The following is a 17,410-nucleotide window of genomic DNA, read 5'->3' as shown; positions in this document are numbered from 1 at the left end:
TCTATCTAGTTCGCCATCAGATCGGCGCCACGCCAGCTGAATTCCGGGTCGGCCGCGTACCGTACGGTGATCTTCACCAGATCCTCGGCGTACTTGTTCGCGTGGTGACCACAAAACACCAACTCGCTCCCACCCGCCAGAGTGATCCGGAGCTTGCCAGCAGCATTGCAGCGGTCGCACCGTTCATCGGCGGCTGGGGGAGCCACCGTCTCGGGCGGCGGCGTGAGGGTCGGGGTCATCGCCTTCCTCCTCGGGTCGTCACCGATGAACACTCTCTTCGGTCATTGCTCACCTATCGTGCAACACCCCGGAGGGGTGCGGCCTTCCCAGTGTGCCCCCGGGGGACCGAGGTCACACATGGTAGGCACAGTGTGCCGTGCACCCAGGGTGCCACGTCAACGATCGCCGGGGCGAAACCGGCCGATCACTATCAGCTGTTGTACACCTGGTGATCAAAGTGACACAACTGGTTGACCGGACGGATTAGTCCAGGTAATCCCGAAGCACCTGCGACCGGGACGGGTGGCGGAGCTTCGACATCGTCTTCGACTCGATCTGCCGGATCCGTTCCCGGGTCACTCCGTATACCTGGCCGATCTCGTCCAGCGTACGGGGCTGGCCGTCGGTGAGCCCGAAGCGGAGGCGTACCACGCCCGCCTCACGCTCGGACAGGGTCTGGAGCACCTGCTGGAGCTGGTCCTGCAGGAGCGAGAACGAGACCGCGTCGACCGCGACCACGGCCTCGGAGTCCTCGATGAAGTCGCCCAGCTGGCTGTCGCCCTCGTCGCCGATGGTCTGGTCGAGTGAGATCGGTTCCCGGGCGTACTGCTGGATCTCCAGCACCTTCTCCGGCGTGATGTCCATCTCCTTGGCCAGCTCCTCCGGGGTGGGCTCGCGGCCCAGGTCCTGGAGCAACTCCCGCTGGATCCGGCCCAGCTTGTTGATCACTTCGACCATGTGCACCGGGATGCGGATGGTGCGGGCCTGGTCGGCCATGGCGCGGGTGATGGCCTGGCGGATCCACCAGGTGGCGTAGGTGGAGAACTTGTAGCCCTTGGTGTAGTCGAACTTCTCGACGGCGCGGATGAGGCCGAGGTTGCCCTCCTGGATGAGGTCGAGGAAGGCCATGCCCCGCCCGGTGTAGCGCTTGGCCAGCGAGACCACCAGCCGCAGGTTCGCCTCCAGCAGGTGGTTCTTGGCCCGTTCGCCGTCCCGCGAGATCCAGCCCAGGTCCCGGACCATCTCCCGGACCAGCTTCTCCTCGCCCTCGTCGGCGGCACGCAACCGCTCGGCGGCGTAGAGCCCGGCCTCGATCCGCTTGGCCAGCTCGACCTCCTGCTCGGCGTTGAGCAGCGGGACCTTGCCGATCTGCTTGAGGTAGGCCCGGACGGAGTCGGCCGACGCGGTCAGCTCGGCATCCCGACGGGCCTGCTTGAGCGCCTCGGACTCCTCGTCGTCCCACTCGAAGTCGGTGCCGCCCGCCTCGGCGGCCTGGGTCAGCTCGGCCGGCTCCTCGACGACGACGTCCTCGATCTCGGCGGCAAGCTCCTCCGGATCGATGTCCCCGTCGACGCCGGGCTCCCCGTTCTTGGCCTTGGTGGCCTTCGTCGCCTTGGCGGGGCCGGTGCCCGGAGCGGCGGACTTGGCACGGGGGGCCTTGGCGGCCGCCTCGGTGGACTTCGCGCCCACCCCAGCGGTCGCGCTGGCCTTACGCGGAGCGGCCTTGCGGGCCGGCACCGCCTCGTCCCCGCCGGATGCCTGCTTCGGGGCCGGGGGTGCGGCCTTCTTGGTGGTTTTGGCGGTGGTCGCGCGGGATGCCGGCGTGGCCGATCGTGCGGCTGCGACCCGGCGGCGGGTACTTGCCGATCCGTCGACGACGACGGTGACACCCGCGTCCGAGAGCGCGCGCAGGATCTTCTTGGCCTGGGCCGGAGTCACCTCAGCGGTCTCGACCGTGCGCGCAAGCTCGGCCGAGGTGAGCTGGCCGCCAGCGTTCTGCGCATGGGCGATCAGAGTGTCGGTGAGCGAGCGTACGTCGACGCCGGTGTGGCGGGGTTCTGTCACGAATGACCTTCCGGAGGCGATGAGCGAGCACGGCCGTGATCGGCCAGCGCAGCGCTAGGCGTCGTGCCGGGCCGATGTGGTTGAGGTACCCCCGTGTCGCGGGCCGGCCGGTCGTTGGCGGTCCGTGGCGCGTGGGCAGGCGTGAATTGTAACGCCGTCTGCGGCGATCATCCCCCGCCGCACGCCAGAGAGGCGGCCAGGGCCGCCGACTCGAAGCGAATGTGGACTTTGTAAGGATGATACTCGCGCCCGGCTCGTCTTGCCGTAGCCGTGCGGGAAGGGGACGACATGCGGGGCACCGGGCCGACACCGGGCGAGCTGCTGGAAGTCGCATTGGCGGTGGCCCGTGACGCGGCCAACACCGCACGGTCGATGCGGGCCGAGGGGGTTTCCGGGATAACCACGAAGAGCACCAGGACCGACGTGGTCACGGCGGCGGACCGGGCGGTGGAGCGACAGGTCGTGGCGGCGCTGCGGGCGATTCGCCCCCAGGACACCGTCCTCGGCGAGGAATACGGCGATTCTGGCGGTTCCAACCGGCCAGCCGCCCCGGGTTCGGTGCGGTGGATCGTGGACCCCATCGATGGCACCGTCAACTATCTCTACGGTCTACCCCAGTACGCGATCTCGCTGGCGGCGGAGATCGACGGGGTGGTGGTCGCCGGGGTGGTCCGGAACGCGGCGACCGGCGCCGAATGGACCGCCACCCGGGGTGACGGTGCCTTCCGTGACGGTCAGCGGTTGCGGTGCTCCACGGAGACAGATCTTGGGCAGGCCCTGGTCGCCACCGGGTTCGGTTACGACTCGGGCCGGCGGGCCCACCAGGCGGCAGTACTGGCTCAGCTGATCCCGCAGGTCCGGGACATTCGCCGGTTCGGTGCCGCAGCGCTCGATCTGTGCCTGGCCGCCGAGGGTGCGGTCGACGCGTACTACGAGAAGGGGCTGGCCGCCTGGGACCTTGCCGCGGGCGGGCTGATCGCCGCCGAGGCCGGGTTGCGGGTGGCCGGTCTGGCCGGTGCGCCGCCCGGTCCCGAGTTGGTCATCGCCGCCCCGCCGGCGCTCTTCGAGCCGTTGCACGCCCGGCTGGCGGAGCTGGATGCTGCCGGCGGACCGTGACCCGCCGCCGGAGCTGGCTGCTGCCGCTGGAGGGCGTTCCGGCCGGCTGGGAGGTCGGACCGTGGCGCGATCCCCCAGCCGGCCGGCTGACTACCTCACTCGTCCTTCGGGGCGGCGCAGGTGCCTGCCGGCAGCTCCGGCTGGCCGCCGATCTCGCCCAGCGACTGGTTGACCTCGGTCGTGGTGGCCAGCTGCTGGAAACCGCCGCCGATCACCACGTCCACCACGTCATCCTCGCGCTTCGGGTCGAACTGCAGCTTCGCCTCGTTGAGGAAGTAGGCCCGCAGCAGATGCCCCGATCCGACGCCCTTGGGGCCGTACCGAAGCACCGCGACCTCGTCCACGGGCTTCTCGTTGCCAGACTTCAGCACCTGGAACTTGCGGTTGCGGAAATCGTCGGCGACGCTACCCGCCAGCCCTGGTTCGTCGGTCGCGTTGTAGACATTGACCTTGACGTCCTGGGCCATCCTCAGTTTGACGTCGACCAGGACGTATCCGTCCGGGCACCCCTTTGCCCCGGCTCGTCCGCTCTGGGTGTCCCGCACGATTGCGATCACGACGAAGACCAGGGCGAGCACCACCAGTGCGCCGACGACAACGAGCGCTCGCACGCGCGCAAAGCTCATATTCGGGGGCTCCCCATGCAGTGTGATGGTCGGCTGCCGGGGGCGGGGGTGGGCCCGCCTGTGCCGGCTACCGCGTATGCCGCTGAGGCTAGCGGGTGCCGGTTCGTTGTGTGGAAACCGCCGATAGTGCCGGCGCGCCGACAGCGATCAGCTTACTCCTGCCCCTATCTTCGTGTCGCCTGAGTCACATTGGGAACAACTCCGCGCGCTCGGGCGTACAACCATGCCACGAGGGCGGTATACATGCCCTGCCCGAGGGGGGTAAGGTACCGCGCTCGCCGGGGGAGTTCCCTGGCGGCTGTGACCCGGCTGTAACAGGTCGGGGTGCAGGTCCGGAAAAAAGAAGGCCGGCCAGCGGAACCGAAACAGTGTCGTCCGGCGTTACAACCGGAAGCGACTATATCGATATGGGAGAGTGAAACCGATGGCCACCGACTACGACGCCCCGCGTCGCGACGAGGTCGACCTCGGCGAGGACAGCCTGGAAGAGCTCAAGGCACGGCGAGTCGACTCACAGTCCGGCGCCGTGGACGTCGACGAGGCCGAGGTTGCCGAGAGCTTTGAGCTACCGGGTGCCGACCTGGCCGATGAGGAGCTCACGGTCAAGGTGCTGCCGATGCAGTCGGACGAGTTCCGCTGCGGACGCTGCTTCCTCGTGCATCACCGCAGCCAGCTTGCCATTGAGCGCAACGGCGAGCTGATTTGTCGTGAGTGCGCCTGATTTGTAGCAGGGGGGCTCGAGCGGCGGCCTCGGCGGTGGAGGTCGCCGCAACCGACTCGGCATGCGCGGGGGGTGTCGAGCTGCTTGACTTGATTCAGGCAGCTCGATGCTGGACGGCGCGATCCGGCAGCCTCGATGTGCTCCGGAGCGATTCGTGCTGGAGGTCAAACCATGGACGGGCCTTACGGGAAGCCGGAAACCCCGCCTGCGGCACCGGCTGGAGTCGACGGGGACCTGGGCGCGACTGTTGTCGCCCTCAGCGATGGTGAGCTGGGGCAGGCCCAACGTCGGCGGCTGTTGCGTGCCCTTGTCGGTCAGGTGCGTGGCCGTGGGCTGGCAGACCTGTTCAAGCCGAAGGCGGCCATTCGCTGGCTCACCGACACGGTGAGCGACGTCGTGCCGCACATTCCGATCCGCGACCGGGAGACGCTACGCCGGCACTTCGACGGCCTGAACGACGACGCGCTCGCCGAGCGGCTGATCCGCAACGCCGCCCGGGCCACCGCCGGAATCGGTGCCGCCGGTGGCGGGGTGGCGGCGGTGAAGTGGGCGGCCACGCCGGCTCTGCTGTCGGCGCCCGTGCTGTTGGCCGCCGAGACGGTGGCGGTCGTCGCGATCGAGATCAAGCTGATCGGTGAACTGCACGAGGTCTACGGCGCGCGGCTCCCGGGCACCGGAACCCAGCGCGCGGCCAGCATGGTCCATTCTTGGGCGAGTCGACGTGGGATCAACCCGATGGTGCCCGGGGTCGGGGTGGGCACCGTGCTCGGCACGGCGGCCCGCAACGAACTACGGGACACCCTGCTGCGCCGGTTCGGTCGCAACCTCAGCACGTTGGGGCCCTTCCTCACCGGCGCGGCGGTCGCGAGCTACCTCAACCGTCGTGCGACCCGGAAGTTGGGGGACCAGATCCGTACCGACCTGCGGGTTGGGTCTGGCATCGAGGCCGCCGGTCCGCCCGGCATCATCGGAGCGGCCGGCGTGATCGGAGCGGCCGGCGTCACCGGGCCGGCTGGGGTGATCACCGGCCGGGCCGCCGACGACCGCTGAGCGGCCTGACGAGCCCGTCGTACGCAGGCCCGGCACGGACCTGGTGGACGCCGGCTCAGGCCGCGTCCCGCGCAGCGAGGATCGCCGTGGCCAACCGGACCGGATTGCGCGAACTAACCACCCAGTACGGCGTGGGGTCGGCCGGGTCGTCGAGGACCACCTGGACGGCACCGGGCACCCAGGGGCGCTGCACGACGAATGCCAGCGGATCGGCGCCCACCCCCAGCACCTCGCGCCGTCCGTTGGCGTCCAACGCGATGGCGTCGGCGACGAACCGGACCGGCAGCCGGGCATCGTCGACCAGGAACTCACCGTCCTGCACGGCGACCCTGATCCGACCGAGCCACCACAGGCCGATTCCGGTCAGCGGCAGCAGGATCGCGAACGGCAGCCAGGCACGCATCCCGGGCGCACCCATCCAGATCTCCACCGCCATGAAGGCAGCGAAGCCGATCCCGAGCAGCCACGCCCACCAGGGCAGACGTAGCCGTTCGGCGTACCCGTGGGTGGCCGGTGCGGTCGAAACCGCGGTGGACTGAGAGCGGGACGGTGTCACCCTGTCGAGGGTACGGCGCGGCGGGACGGTCGTACCCGGCAGGATGGAGACGACCACCGAACTCCCGGATGGAAGTAGGAGACCGTGACCCACGACGTGCCTGTGTCCGTACGGCAGTTGGACCCGGATCTGCCGTTGCCGGCGTACACCCACCCTGGTGACGCCGGAGCCGACCTGGTGTCCGCCGAGGACGTGGAGATCCCGCCGGGTGCCCGGGTGCTGGTCCGCACCGGTGTGGCGATCGCGTTACCGGACGGGTTCGTGGGGCTGGTGCACCCCCGCTCCGGACTCGCCACGCGGCTGGGCGTGACGGTGCTCAACGCCCCCGGTACGGTCGACGCCGGCTACCGTGGCGAGATTCTGGTCAACCTGATAAACCATGATCGGGTGAGGGCAGCGAAGATCTCCCGTGGCGATCGGATCGCCCAGCTGGTGGTGCAGCGGGTGGAGCGGGCCCGGTTCCATGTCGTCGACGAACTGCCCGATTCCCCTCGGGGTACCGGCGGGCACGGATCGACCGGTGGGCACGCGGACCTGCTCGCGCCACGTGGCGCGAGCGACAAGAGCTGAGAGACGGAAGGCGGGCAAAGTGATCTTCTCCCGAGGACGCCGTGACTCCGGGCGGCATGCCCAGTCGGGGCGGCCGGACATCGATTCGGTGGCCCACGACGACGAGGTGGGGGCGGAGTCCGCCGGGCGCGGCCCGTACGACGTCACCGAGGCGGCACCTGAGGTGCAGCGACTCGACCTGGGCAGCCTGCGGATACCGGCGGTGGGGGGAGTGGAGGTCCGGGTCCAGGCCGACCCCGATGGCACGATCCAACAGGTCGTGCTGGTGCACGGGGAGAGCGCCCTGCAACTGGGGGTCTTCGCCGCTCCCCGGTCGGAGGGGATCTGGCCGGAGGTGCGCGACGAGATCCGCACATCCCTGACCAAGGACGGCGCTACCACGCAGGAGACCGACGGCGAGTACGGCGTCGAACTGTTGGCTCGGGTCGACACCCCGGACGGCCCGACCGAACTGCGGTTCGTCGGGGTGGACGGGCCCCGGTGGATGGTGCGCGGGGTGTACCAGGGCACCGCGGCGAGCAGCCCGGCGGCGGCTGGCCCGCTCGCCGAATGCCTCGCTGGCCTGGTGGTCGACCGGGGCAACGAGGCGAAGCCGGTGCGTGAGCCACTGCCGTTGCGGCTGCCCCGGGAGATGGCCCAGCAGGCCGATCCGGGTGCCGAGGCACAGCCGAACGCTGCTCCGGTCAACGGCATGGTGTCCGGACATCAGACCCCGCATCGCGACAAACCGTCGCCGCGACCACGCGGGTCGAGCTGATCCGTATCTCCCGGTCGCCGGCCGGCCCCGCAGGTGCCACTGCGAGGAGCCGGCTGTTCGGCGTACGCTTTCGGCATGGCTCCCACCGGGACCGGGCCGGACGGCTCACGTCGGCAGGTGCAGCTCGTGCCGGGAACTGCGGCTCGTGCCGGGAACTGCGGCTCGCGCCGCCAGGTGCAGGTCGCGTCGGCAACTGGCTGATGCCGGCAACTGCGGCTCACGCCGGGAAAGGGTGACACCGAGGTCATGGCGACCGACGAGGCTCGGGTGTCGCTGCGGCGGATGCTGCAGCGGCTGACCGCGAGCGAGGCCGAGATCGAGGCGCAGGAGTTGCAGCGGGAGAGCGCCGAGTCCGGTGGTACGCCGGCCCGGCAGTGCCAGCGAGGTCAGGTGGTGTCGATCGCCGGACGGCTCCGCACCGTGGTCTACACGCCACGTACCAATCTGCCCACCCTGGAGGCCGACCTCTACGACGGCAGCGACGTGGTGACGCTGGTCTGGCTTGGCCGGCGGCACATCGCTGGTATCGAACCGGGGCGGCAGCTCACCGCTCGGGGCCGGGTGGCGGTGCGGGACGACCGTAAGGTCATCTACAACCCGTACTACGAGTTGGAAATGCCCCGGTGAAGGCGCCGACGGCCCACCGATCGGCGGGCAACCGTCTCCACGGCCGCCGCCCGACAGGGGAGACGGCCAGTACAGGGGAGAGGCGCAGATGACGACCGGACAGCATCGGGACGCCGAGGTCGACACCGATCCGCAGGATGAGGCACCGCTGCCCACCATCGCCGAGCAGGTCGCCGAGCAGTTGGGCGGCTGGCGCGGGCTGGCCGAGTCGAGCATTCCGGTGGCCGTCTTCGTGCTGGTCAACATCCTGACCGAGCTGCGTCCGGCGCTGATCGCATCGGTCACCGTCGCGGTGGGGATCGCCGTACTGCGGCTGATCCAGCGCCGGCCCGTCCGGCATGCGATCAACGGCCTGTTCGGCATCGGTATCGGTGCCGTGATCGCTTGGAAGACCGGCAGTGAGAAGGACTTCCACCTACCCGGCATCCTCTACGGCATCGGCTACGGGCTGGCCCTACTGGGGTCGGCCGCGATCCGTCAGCCGCTGGTCGGCTGGCTCTGGTCGGTGCTCATGGCCGGCGGCAGCTCGCGCTGGCGGCAGGATCCCCGCCTGGTCCGTACCTTCACCTGGCTCACCGTCCTGTGGGGCGTGGTCTGGCTGGCCAAGGTCGGCGTGCAGGCCGGGCTCTACCTGGCAGACATGGACACCGCACTGGGCATCGCCCGGTTGGCGCTGGGCTACCCGCCGTACGCGCTGCTGCTGGCCATCACCGGCTGGACGGTGCGCCGGGTCACCCGGACGGTGCCCACCCCGCTGGCCGGCTGAGGCGTACCCGCCGCACGGCCGGGCGGTTCGCCTCGCCTCGCCTTGCCGAGGCTCAGCCGGCGTTGTTGCGGGTCCGTTCGACGCTGTCGGCACCCAGGATGACGGTGCGGACCGCGTCCTCGGTCTCCGCCGTACAGACGAAGATCAGTTCGTCGCCGACCTCCAGCGGATCGTCCGGGCTCGGTACCAGCACCCGCTTGCCGCGCAGGATCGCCACCAGGGCGGCGTCCCTCGGCAGCGGTACGGCGTGGATGGGGTGCCCGACGTAGGGCGCGGAGGGCGGCAGGGTGATCTCGACGAGGTTGGCCTCGCTCTGTCGGAAGGTCATCAGCCGGACCAGGTCGCCGACGGTGACCGCCTCCTCGACCAGGGCCGCCATCACCCGGGGCGTGCTGACCGCCACGTCGACGCCCCACTGGTCGGTGAAGAGCCATTCGTTCTCGGCCCGGTTGACCCGGGCGACCACCCGGGGAACGGCGAATTCGGTCTTGGCCAGCAACGAGACGACCAGGTTCGCCTTGTCGTCACCGGTGGCGGCCACCACCACGTCACAGCCGGCGAGGTCGGCCTCCTCCAGGCTGGTCAGCTCGCACGCGTCGGCGAGCACCCACTCGGCGGCCGGTACGCGGTCCGGGCGCAGCATCTTCGGCTGGCGCTCGATGAGCATCACCTGGTGGCCGTTCTCGATCAGTTCCTGGGCGATCGATCGCCCGACGTTGCCCGCCCCCGCGATGGCGACCCGCATGGTCACCGTCCTCCTTCCGGCGGTGCCCCCGCCGCCGACGTGACCGGCCCGGCGATGTCGTCGGTGACCAGCATGAATACCTGGTCACCCTCCTGGATGACGGTGGACGCCGTGGGCAGTGTGCCGATGCCGAACCGCATCAGGTACGCCGTCCGCGCGCCGGTCGTCTCCTCCAGCAGCCGCAGCGGTCGCCCGATCCAGTCGTCGTGCATCGGCACCTCGATGATCGATATGGTGCTGGTGGGATCTCGGAAGATCTCCACGTTGCCCTCGGGCACCAGATGTCGGACCATGCGGTCGGCGGTCCACCGGACGGTGGCGACCGTCGGGATGCCGAGCCGCTCGTAGACCTGCGCCCGCCGCTGGTCGTAGATGCGGGCCACCACCCGGGGCACGCCGAACGTCTCCCGGGCCAGCCGGGCCGAGATGATGTTGGAGTTGTCGCCGCTGGACACCGCGGCGAAGGCGTCGGCCCGTTCGATGCCGGCCTGGCGGAGCACCTCGCCGTCGAAGCCGATACCGGTGACGGTGAGACCGCCGAAGTCGGCACCGAGTCGGCGGAACGAGTCCGCGTCCTGGTCGATGACGGCGACCGTGTGCCCTCGGGACTCCAGGCTGTGGGCGAGCGTCGAGCCGACCCGGCCACAACCCATGATCACGATGTGCACGGTGCTCCTCCCACAGACCGCGTGCGCCCAGCCGTACCGGTGGGACTGTCACCAAGAGCGTGCCACGCCGCCGCTCGGCCCGCCGACCGACCGTACCGGTCGTGTGGTTCCTGGCTACGGCCAGGCACCCACGGCCGCCGGGCCGGCGGTGGCCAGGCACCCGGCGGCGGCGCGATCGTCGCGGTCGTACGCTTAGCGGTTGTGGCCAGTCCCACCTCCCTGCTGAAGAGGCTGCTCGTCGGGCGACCGTTCCGGTCCGACCGGCTCAAGCACACCCTCCTGCCGAAGCGCATCGCGTTGCCGGTCTTCGCCTCCGACGCGCTGTCCAGCGTGGCGTACGCGCCGGACGAGATCCTGTTGACCCTGTCGATCGCGGGTGCCTCAGCCTTCGTCTTCTCACCCTGGGTCGCTCTGGCGGTCGTCGTGGTCATGCTGACCGTGGTGGCGAGCTACCGGCAGAACGTGCACGCCTACCCCTCCGGCGGCGGCGACTACGAGGTGGCCACGGTCAACCTCGGGCCGAAGTTCGGGGTCGGGGTGGCCAGCGCCCTGATGGTCGACTACGTGCTGACCGTCGCGGTGTCGGTCTCCTCCGGGGTGGCCAACCTCGGCTCCGTGGTGCCGTTCGTGGCCACCCACAAGGTGGGCATCGCCGTCCTGGCGGTCATCATTCTGACCGCGGTCAACCTGCGCGGGTTGCGGGAGTCCGGCACCGCGTTCGCCATCCCGACCTACGGGTTCATGATCGTCATCGTCGGCATGATCCTGACCGGGCTGGTCCGGGTCTTCGTGCTCGGCCACGACCTCCAGGCACCCAGCGCCGGGCTGGAGATCCGGGCCGAACACAGCGTCACCGGTTTCGCGCTGGTCTTCCTGCTGCTCCGGACGTTCTCCTCGGGTTGCGCCGCGCTGACCGGTGTGGAGGCGATCTCCAACGGCGTACCGGCGTTCAAGGCACCGAAGAGCCGCAACGCCGCCGCCACCCTGCTCCTGCTGGGCGTGATCGCGATCACCATGCTGGTCGGCATCATCTGGCTGGCCCGGCTGACCGGACTGCAGTTCGTCGAGGACCCGGCGTGGCAGATCGTCTCCGGCCCACCCGGCTATGTCCAGAAGACCGTCACCACCCAGCTCGGCGAGGCGGTCTTCGGCTCCGGCTCGGTGCTGCTCTTCGTGGTCGCCGGGATGACCGCGCTGATCCTCTTCCTGGCCGCCAACACCGCCTTCAACGGGTTCCCGGTGCTCGGCTCGATCCTGGCCCAGGACCGCTACCTGCCCCGCCAACTGCACACCCGGGGCGACCGGCTGGCGTTCTCCAACGGGATCGTCCTGCTGGCCCTCTTCGCGGTGGTGCTGATCGTGGCCTTCCAGGCCGAGGTGACCAAGCTCATCCAGCTCTACATCGTCGGGGTGTTCGTCTCATTCACACTCTCCCAGGCCGGCATGATCCGGCACTGGAACCGGCTGCTGCGTACCGAGCGGGACCCGGTGGCGCGACGTCGGATGTTCCGGTCCCGGGCGATCAACACCTTCGGCATGGTGCTCACCGGCGCGGTCCTGATCGTCGTGCTGGTCACCAAGTTCCTGCTCGGTGCGTGGATCGCGATCGTCGCGATGGCCGTCATCTTCCTGCTCATGCTCGGCATCCGCCGGCACTACGACACCGTCGCCGCCGAACTGGCCCCGGCCGACGGGCGGCCGGTGCTGCCCGCCCGCAACCACGCGATCGTGCTGGTCAGCAAGGTGCACCAGCCGACCCTGCGGGCGTTGGCCTACGCCCAGGCCACCCGACCGGACAGCCTGACCGCGGTGACCGTCAACGTCGACGAGTCGGAGACCCGGGCGCTGCAGAAGGAGTGGGAGCGGCGCGGGATACCGGTACCGCTGACGGTCGTCGACTCGCCGTACCGGGAGATCACCCAGCCGATCCTCAACTTCGTCGCGCGGACCCGCCGGGACGCACCCCGGGACGTGGTCACGGTCTTCGTTCCCGAGTACGTCGTCGGACGGTGGTGGGAGAACCTGCTGCACAACCAGAGTGCGCTGCGGCTCAAGACCCGGCTGCTGTTCGAACCGGGTGTGATGGTGACCAGCGTGCCCTGGCAGCTGGCCTCCACCGCCAACAAGAACCTGGACCGGTTCGACGCCACCCTCAGCCAGGGCCCGGCCCGGGGGCCCCGTAGCGCGAGCCTGGGCGGACAGCTCGCGGCCCCGACCCCGCCACCGGCGCCGACCGGTGTGGCCACCGGTGGCGGCCAACCGACCCCCCGCACCGAGGGAGACGAACGATGACCGAGCGGTACGAGGCCGACCGGGTCGAGCTGACCGTCGACGTGGTGGCCCCCGGTGGGCACTGCGTGGCCAGGCTGGACGGTCAGGTCGTCTTCGTCCGGCACGCGTTGCCCGGGGAACGGGTCGTGGCCGAGATCACCGAGGTGCATCGGGGCTACCTGCGGGCGGACGCGGTGGAGATCCTTGCCGCCGCCCCCGAGCGGGTCACCCCGCCCTGTCCGTACGCCGGCCCGAACCGGTGCGGTGGCTGCGATCTCCAGCACGTCGCGCCTGACGCCCAGCGGGAGTGGAAGGAGACCGTCGTACGTGAGCAGTTGCGCCGCCTCGGCGGTCTTTCGGCGGACGAGGTGGACCAGCTCGGCGTACGGGTCGAGGCGTTGCCCGGCGGGATGACGGGCTGGCGGTCCCGGGTTCGGTACGCGGTGGACGCTGCCGGCCGGGCTGGCCTGCTCAAGCATCGTTCGCACGAGGTCGTCCCGGTCGACCGGTGCCTGATCGCCCACCCCGCGATCCAGGAACTGCCGGTGTTGGCGGCCAGCGGCCGGCGTTGGCCGGCGGCGGACGCGGTGGAGGTGGTCGCCTCCTCCGGAGGGGACGTCGTGGTGAGCGAGATCACCGCCGGGCTCGCCGGCTTCGGCGACCTGCTCGGCGGCGGTGGTGACTTCGGTGACGCCGCCGGTGCCGGTGGTGGCGGTCCCCGAGGGGCCGGTGGTGGTTCCCGGGAGGTCGGTGCCGGTCCTCGGCGGGTCGACGTCGGGGACGAGGTGCTCGTCGACGCGGAGACCGCCCTGGTCCGGGAGTTGGCCGCCGGTCGGGAGTGGATGCTCCCGGCAGAGGCGTTCTGGCAGGTGCATCCGGCCGCCGCCGACACCCTCGTGGCGGCGGTGCTGGAGCTGCTCAAACCGGTGGCGGGGGAGTCCGCCTGGGACCTCTACGGCGGGGCGGGGCTCTTCGCCGGGGCGCTCGCCGAGCGGGTCGGCCCGACCGGGCGGGTCACCCTGGTCGAGGCGGCGGCGCTGGGCGTCTCCGCCGCCCGGGACAACCTGCGGGACCTACCCGGGGTCGAGGTGGTGTCGGCGAAGGTGGAGACGGCGCTGGCCCGTCGCCGGGTGATCGGACCGGTCGACCTGGTGGTGCTGGATCCGCCCCGGACCGGGGCGGGTGGCCCGGTGGCGCGCGCGGTGGCGGCCTCCGGTGCGCGCGCGGTGGCGTACGTGGCCTGCGACCCGGCGGCCTTCGCCCGAGATGTCCGCACCTTCCGGGAGGCCGGGTGGCGTCTTACCGGGCTGCGTGGATACGACCTGTTCCCGATGACCCAGCACGTGGAGCTGGTCGGGCTGTTTCTGCCCAGTTAGGTTCTCCCCGGCTGGGCGGCGGCCGACCGGGTGTGACCGGACTGGCAGTTATAGATAGATGCAAATTAACTCTTGTGGTCCGGGTGTCGGATGCGGAAGGTTTTCTTCATGCATACGACTTTGGGCAGTAAAGTACCGTCTCGGCGGCTGGCCTCCTCCCTCGCGGCGGCCACCCTGATCGCCGGGGGACTCGGCGTCGCGCTGGTGGGGGACGTTCCCCCGGCGCACGCGGCACGGGTGAACGCCACCTGTGCCAACACCACCGCCGACGCGGGAGCCATCCAGGGCGCGATCAACTCGTCCCAGGCCGGGGACGAGATCGTGATCAAGGGCCCATGCCTGATCAACGCGACGATCAAGCTGCTCGACGACCGGACCTACCGGGGAGACTCGCGTGGCGGTGCCGTCCTGACCCAGGCCAACGGTGCCAACCTGCCCGCCATGCTGGCCTCCGACAGTTGGGTCGACAACGTGACGTGGGTCTCCAGCAACGTGCGGATCGAGAAGCTCACCCTGGACGGCAACCGGGCCGCCAACACCGGCACCGTGCCGCTGATGCTGCGGACCTGGAACAGCCGGGTGTACGACGTGGAGATCAGGAATGCCCCGTCGGACGGGATCCGGGTGTCCAGCCTGTCGAGCAACGGCACGCACCTGACGGGAAGCACGATGGTCAACAGCGTGGTGAGCGACGTGTTCATCGAGAACAGCGGGGGCGCCGGGTTCCGGGTGCTCGACCCGGACAACCAGGTCACCGACTGGATGCTGCAACGCAGTTGGATCTCGACCAGTGGCACCAGCGCCGTGGATCTGGACAACAGCGCCGGCTGGGTGGTCAGTGACCTCCACCTGTACGGGGTACGACGGCACGCCATCGATGCCAAGCGCTGCTTCGCGACCGGAATCCAGAACAACTACATCGAAGACTTCGGCCTGGAAGGGGCCAGCGGCACGACCTACTTCGGTATCCGGTGCACGGTCCAGGGCGACGTCACCAACACCATCCTGGGCAACCGCGTCCACCAGTTCGCCGCGTTGCCCGCCGCCGGCAACTTCGTCTACCTCGGGGTGGACGGGGTCAACTACGGCACCGGCCAGGTAGCCGTCACCGGAAACGCCATCCTGGGAACCGGTACCGGTGCCGGCCGGGAGATCGGGTTGAGCTACCAGAAGGGCAACGGCCCGGCGCTGCGGGTCACCTCCACCGGCAACCTGGTCGACAAGGTCGGCACCACCCGGTCGGTCGGCACCGGGGTGACCGTCACCGCAGGTCTGTGACCGGGAACGCGCCGGACTTGTGGCAGGGAACGCGTCGGACTTGTGGCAGGGAACGCGTCGGGTCTGTGACCGGGAACGCATCGGGCTTGTGACCGGGAAGGCGGCGGTGATCGGCGCAGCGCTGCCCAGGCCGATCGTCGCCGAAACGTGATGAACTGGTGAAGACGATCTCGGCTCGGGCTGCGCTGCTCTCCAGGGCCGATAGACTCTCCCGTCATGAGTGTTGAAGAGGGTTCGGCCAACCACGGCCGACTGCTGGCCACGGTCCGCGGTCCCCAGGACGTCAAGCGGATGTCCGCCGAGGAGTTGGACGTCCTCGCCGCCGAGATCCGGGACTTTCTGGTCGCCAAGGTGTCCCGTACCGGTGGGCACCTCGGGCCCAACCTCGGAGTGGTCGAGGTGACCCTCGCGATGCACCGGGTCTTCGACTCGCCCAGGGACCGCTTCCTGTTCGATACCGGGCACCAGGCGTACGTGCACAAGATGCTGACCGGGCGGCTGGACGGATTCGACAAGCTCCGCCAGCGCGGTGGCCTCTCCGGCTACCCGAGCCAGGCCGAGAGCGAACACGACATCATCGAGAACTCACACGCCTCGACCGCCCTCTCCTATGCCGACGGGCTGGCCAAGGCGTACGCCCTGCGTGGTGAGCAGCGCAGCGTCGTCGCCGTAGTCGGGGACGGGGCGCTGACCGGCGGCATGTGCTGGGAGGCGCTCAACAACATCGCCGCCGCCCGCAACCCGTTGGTCATCGTGGTCAACGACAACGGCCGGTCGTACGCGCCGACCATCGGCGGCCTGGCCGACCACCTGTCGAACCTGCGTCTCAACCCCGGTTACGAGAAGATCCTCGACACCGTCAAGGACGCGCTCGGGTCGACCCCGCTGGTCGGCAAGCCGATGTACGAGGTGCTGCACGCCGTCAAGAAGGGCATCAAGGACGTCGTCGCCCCGCAGGCGATGTTCGAAGACCTGGGCATCAAGTACGTCGGCCCGGTCGACGGCCACGACCAGGCCGCGATCGAGTCGGCGTTGCGCGCGGCGAAGAACTTCGGCGGCCCGGTCATCGTGCACGCGGTGACCCGCAAGGGCTACGGCTACCGCCCGGCCGAGGAGGACGAGGCCGACTGCCTGCACGGCCCGGGCAGCGCCTTCGACGTCGAGACCGGCAAGCTGCTCGCCGCCCCGTCGGTGAAGTGGACGCATGTCTTCTCCGACGAGCTGGTGGCGATCGCCGACGAGCGGCCCGATGTGGTGGGGATCACCGCCGCGATGGCGGAGCCGACCGGCATCGCCGCGTTGGCCCGCAAGTATCCGAACCGGGTCTATGACGTCGGCATCGCCGAGCAGCATGCCGCCACCTCGGCGGCAGGGCTCGCGCTGGGCGGTCTGCACCCGGTGGTGGCGGTCTACGCGACCTTCCTCAACCGCGCCTTCGACCAGGTACTGCTCGACATCGCGATGCACAAGCTGCCGGTGACCTTCGTGCTGGACCGGGCGGGCATCACCGGCCCGGACGGGCCGAGCCACTACGGCATCTGGGACATGTCGGTCTTCGGGGTCGTGCCCGGCCTGCGGATCGCCGCCCCCCGGGACGCCGCCACGCTCCGCGAGGAGCTGCGTGAGGCGGTCGCCGTCGACGACGGGCCCACCATCCTGCGCTTCCCCACCGGATCGGTCGCCAAGGACCTGCCCGCCGTCCGCCGGGTCGGCCAGGTCGACGTGCTCGCCGAGTCGGACCGTACCGACGTGCTGCTGGTGGCGGTCGGGGCGTTCGCCCACCTCGGTGTCGAGGTGGCCGCCCGGGTCGCCGAACACGGCTACGGGGTGACCGTGGTCGACCCGCGCTGGGTGCGGCCGGTCGCCGACGAACTGGTCGAGCTGGCCGGCGCGCACCGGCTCGTGGTCACCGTCGAGGACGGCGTACGCGCTGGCGGGGTCGGCGACGCGCTGGCCAAGGCGATGCGTGACGCCGACCTGCACGTCCCGATGCGGGACCTGGGCGTGCCCCCGGTCTGGCAGCCGCACGGCACCCGGGCCCAGATCCTGGGTGACCTCGGGCTGACCGCCCAGGACGTGGCCCGGGACGTCACCGGTTGGCTCTCCCGCCTCGACGAGAAGATCGAGCCGGTACCGGTCTCGGCCAACGGCAACGGGAGCCGACACGGCGCTGGGCGCGGCTGAGCCCGTACGAATCACGGACGCGCCGGGTGGTAATC

Annotated in this window: 17 protein-coding genes; 11 read left to right on the top strand and 6 right to left on the bottom strand. The window is 70.1% G+C overall.

Annotated features, from left to right (window positions below):
* Positions 1–5: 5 nt before the first annotated feature.
* Both FHR38_RS05065 and FHR38_RS05060 read right to left on the bottom strand, forming a co-directional pair.
* Positions 6–239 (bottom strand): DUF7455 domain-containing protein, encoded by a 234-nt coding sequence (locus tag FHR38_RS05065; protein ID WP_184533193.1) that lies wholly within the window; start codon positions 237–239, stop codon positions 6–8.
* Between the two features lie 244 nt (positions 240–483).
* Positions 484–2,064: an RNA polymerase sigma factor gene (locus FHR38_RS05060; protein WP_184533191.1), complete on the bottom strand. Its 1,581-nt coding sequence runs from the start codon at positions 2,062–2,064 to the stop codon at positions 484–486.
* A 288-nt stretch (positions 2,065–2,352) separates the two neighbouring features.
* Here FHR38_RS05060 and FHR38_RS05055 point away from each other — a divergent pair, with 288 nt between their 5' ends.
* Complete coding sequence (locus tag FHR38_RS05055) at positions 2,353–3,180, top strand: inositol monophosphatase family protein (protein ID WP_184533189.1); 828 nt, start codon at positions 2,353–2,355, stop codon at positions 3,178–3,180.
* A gap of 95 nt (positions 3,181–3,275) precedes the next feature.
* On the opposite strand, the gene FHR38_RS05050 is transcribed toward FHR38_RS05055, so the two are convergent.
* The gene (locus FHR38_RS05050; RefSeq protein ID WP_184533187.1) at positions 3,276–3,791 is read right to left on the bottom strand and encodes a LytR C-terminal domain-containing protein; all 516 of its coding nucleotides are present in this window, start codon (positions 3,789–3,791) and stop codon (positions 3,276–3,278) included.
* 439 nt (positions 3,792–4,230) lie between these two features.
* Between FHR38_RS05050 and FHR38_RS05045 the strand changes: the two genes are divergently transcribed.
* Together FHR38_RS05045 and FHR38_RS05040 are read left to right on the top strand one after the other, a co-directional pair.
* The gene (locus tag FHR38_RS05045; protein ID WP_184533185.1) at positions 4,231–4,527 is read left to right on the top strand and encodes a DUF4193 domain-containing protein; all 297 of its coding nucleotides are present in this window, start codon (positions 4,231–4,233) and stop codon (positions 4,525–4,527) included.
* A 171-nt stretch (positions 4,528–4,698) separates the two neighbouring features.
* Positions 4,699–5,577, top strand: a complete 879-nt coding sequence (locus tag FHR38_RS05040) for a hypothetical protein (protein WP_246446320.1) — start codon at positions 4,699–4,701, stop codon at positions 5,575–5,577.
* Between the two features lie 55 nt (positions 5,578–5,632).
* Here FHR38_RS05040 and FHR38_RS05035 read toward each other — a convergent pair whose 3' ends face one another.
* Positions 5,633–6,133 carry a DUF3093 domain-containing protein gene (locus tag FHR38_RS05035; RefSeq protein WP_184539257.1) on the bottom strand — a complete coding sequence of 167 codons (501 nt, stop codon included), beginning with the start codon at positions 6,131–6,133 and terminating at the stop codon, positions 5,633–5,635.
* Between the two features lie 84 nt (positions 6,134–6,217).
* Between FHR38_RS05035 and dut the strand changes: the two genes are divergently transcribed.
* The 4 genes from dut (at position 6,218) to FHR38_RS05015 (ending at position 8,853) form a co-directional block, all read left to right on the top strand.
* A complete protein-coding gene (gene dut / locus FHR38_RS05030; RefSeq protein WP_184533183.1) occupies positions 6,218–6,703 on the top strand; it encodes a dUTP diphosphatase in 486 nt (161 codons plus the stop codon).
* A 19-nt stretch (positions 6,704–6,722) separates the two neighbouring features.
* Complete coding sequence (locus FHR38_RS05025) at positions 6,723–7,460, top strand: DUF3710 domain-containing protein (RefSeq protein WP_184533181.1); 738 nt, start codon at positions 6,723–6,725, stop codon at positions 7,458–7,460.
* A 246-nt stretch (positions 7,461–7,706) separates the two neighbouring features.
* Positions 7,707–8,087, top strand: coding sequence for an OB-fold nucleic acid binding domain-containing protein (locus FHR38_RS05020; protein ID WP_184533179.1), 381 nt, complete (start codon positions 7,707–7,709; stop codon positions 8,085–8,087).
* Positions 8,088–8,175: 88 nt separating this feature from the next.
* A complete protein-coding gene (locus FHR38_RS05015; RefSeq protein WP_184533177.1) occupies positions 8,176–8,853 on the top strand; it encodes a DUF3159 domain-containing protein in 678 nt (225 codons plus the stop codon).
* A gap of 52 nt (positions 8,854–8,905) precedes the next feature.
* On the opposite strand, the gene FHR38_RS05010 is transcribed toward FHR38_RS05015, so the two are convergent.
* A complete protein-coding gene (locus FHR38_RS05010; protein WP_184539255.1) occupies positions 8,906–9,598 on the bottom strand; it encodes a potassium channel family protein in 693 nt (230 codons plus the stop codon).
* A 2-nt stretch (positions 9,599–9,600) separates the two neighbouring features.
* On the bottom strand, positions 9,601–10,266 hold the full coding sequence (locus FHR38_RS05005; protein WP_184533175.1) for a potassium channel family protein: 666 nt from the start codon (positions 10,264–10,266) through the stop codon (positions 9,601–9,603).
* Between the two features lie 201 nt (positions 10,267–10,467).
* On the opposite strand from FHR38_RS05005, the gene FHR38_RS05000 reads away from it, so the two are divergent.
* The 4 genes from FHR38_RS05000 to dxs all read left to right on the top strand — a co-directional run bounded on the left by FHR38_RS05000 (position 10,468) and on the right by dxs (position 17,375).
* Positions 10,468–12,558, top strand: coding sequence for an APC family permease (locus FHR38_RS05000; RefSeq protein WP_184533173.1), 2,091 nt, complete (start codon positions 10,468–10,470; stop codon positions 12,556–12,558).
* Positions 12,555–13,913, top strand: coding sequence for a class I SAM-dependent RNA methyltransferase (locus FHR38_RS04995; RefSeq protein WP_184533171.1), 1,359 nt, complete (start codon positions 12,555–12,557; stop codon positions 13,911–13,913). Before FHR38_RS05000 ends, FHR38_RS04995 begins: the two co-directional genes overlap by 4 nt.
* A gap of 108 nt (positions 13,914–14,021) precedes the next feature.
* Positions 14,022–15,191, top strand: coding sequence for a right-handed parallel beta-helix repeat-containing protein (locus FHR38_RS04990; protein ID WP_246446318.1), 1,170 nt, complete (start codon positions 14,022–14,024; stop codon positions 15,189–15,191).
* A gap of 216 nt (positions 15,192–15,407) precedes the next feature.
* Positions 15,408–17,375, top strand: a complete 1,968-nt coding sequence (dxs, locus tag FHR38_RS04985; RefSeq protein WP_184533170.1) for a 1-deoxy-D-xylulose-5-phosphate synthase — start codon at positions 15,408–15,410, stop codon at positions 17,373–17,375.
* The last annotated feature ends 35 nt before the right edge of the window (positions 17,376–17,410 follow it).

The organism is Micromonospora polyrhachis (assembly GCF_014203835.1).
GTDB lineage: Bacteria > Actinomycetota > Actinomycetes > Mycobacteriales > Micromonosporaceae > Micromonospora_H > Micromonospora_H polyrhachis.
The sequence above is the reverse complement of the archived record's forward strand: the minus strand, read 5'-3'. Positions and strand labels throughout refer to the sequence as shown.

What these genes read in the sequence shown, in the direction of transcription:
- FHR38_RS05065 (WP_184533193.1), bottom strand. Translation starts at nt 239, where the DNA reads ATGACCCCGACCCTCACGCCGCCGCCCGAGACGGTGGCTCCCCCAGCC.
- FHR38_RS05010 (WP_184539255.1), bottom strand. Translation starts at nt 9,598, where the DNA reads ATGCGGGTCGCCATCGCGGGGGCGGGCAACGTCGGGCGATCGATCGCC.
- FHR38_RS05055 (WP_184533189.1), top strand. Translation starts at nt 2,353, where the DNA reads ATGCGGGGCACCGGGCCGACACCGGGCGAGCTGCTGGAAGTCGCATTG.
- FHR38_RS05045 (WP_184533185.1), top strand. Translation starts at nt 4,231, where the DNA reads ATGGCCACCGACTACGACGCCCCGCGTCGCGACGAGGTCGACCTCGGC.
- dxs (WP_184533170.1), top strand. Translation starts at nt 15,408, where the DNA reads ATGAGTGTTGAAGAGGGTTCGGCCAACCACGGCCGACTGCTGGCCACG.
- FHR38_RS04995 (WP_184533171.1), top strand. Translation starts at nt 12,555, where the DNA reads ATGACCGAGCGGTACGAGGCCGACCGGGTCGAGCTGACCGTCGACGTG.
- FHR38_RS05020 (WP_184533179.1), top strand. Translation starts at nt 7,707, where the DNA reads ATGGCGACCGACGAGGCTCGGGTGTCGCTGCGGCGGATGCTGCAGCGG.
- FHR38_RS04990 (WP_246446318.1), top strand. Translation starts at nt 14,022, where the DNA reads ATGCATACGACTTTGGGCAGTAAAGTACCGTCTCGGCGGCTGGCCTCC.
- FHR38_RS05015 (WP_184533177.1), top strand. Translation starts at nt 8,176, where the DNA reads ATGACGACCGGACAGCATCGGGACGCCGAGGTCGACACCGATCCGCAG.
- FHR38_RS05040 (WP_246446320.1), top strand. Translation starts at nt 4,699, where the DNA reads ATGGACGGGCCTTACGGGAAGCCGGAAACCCCGCCTGCGGCACCGGCT.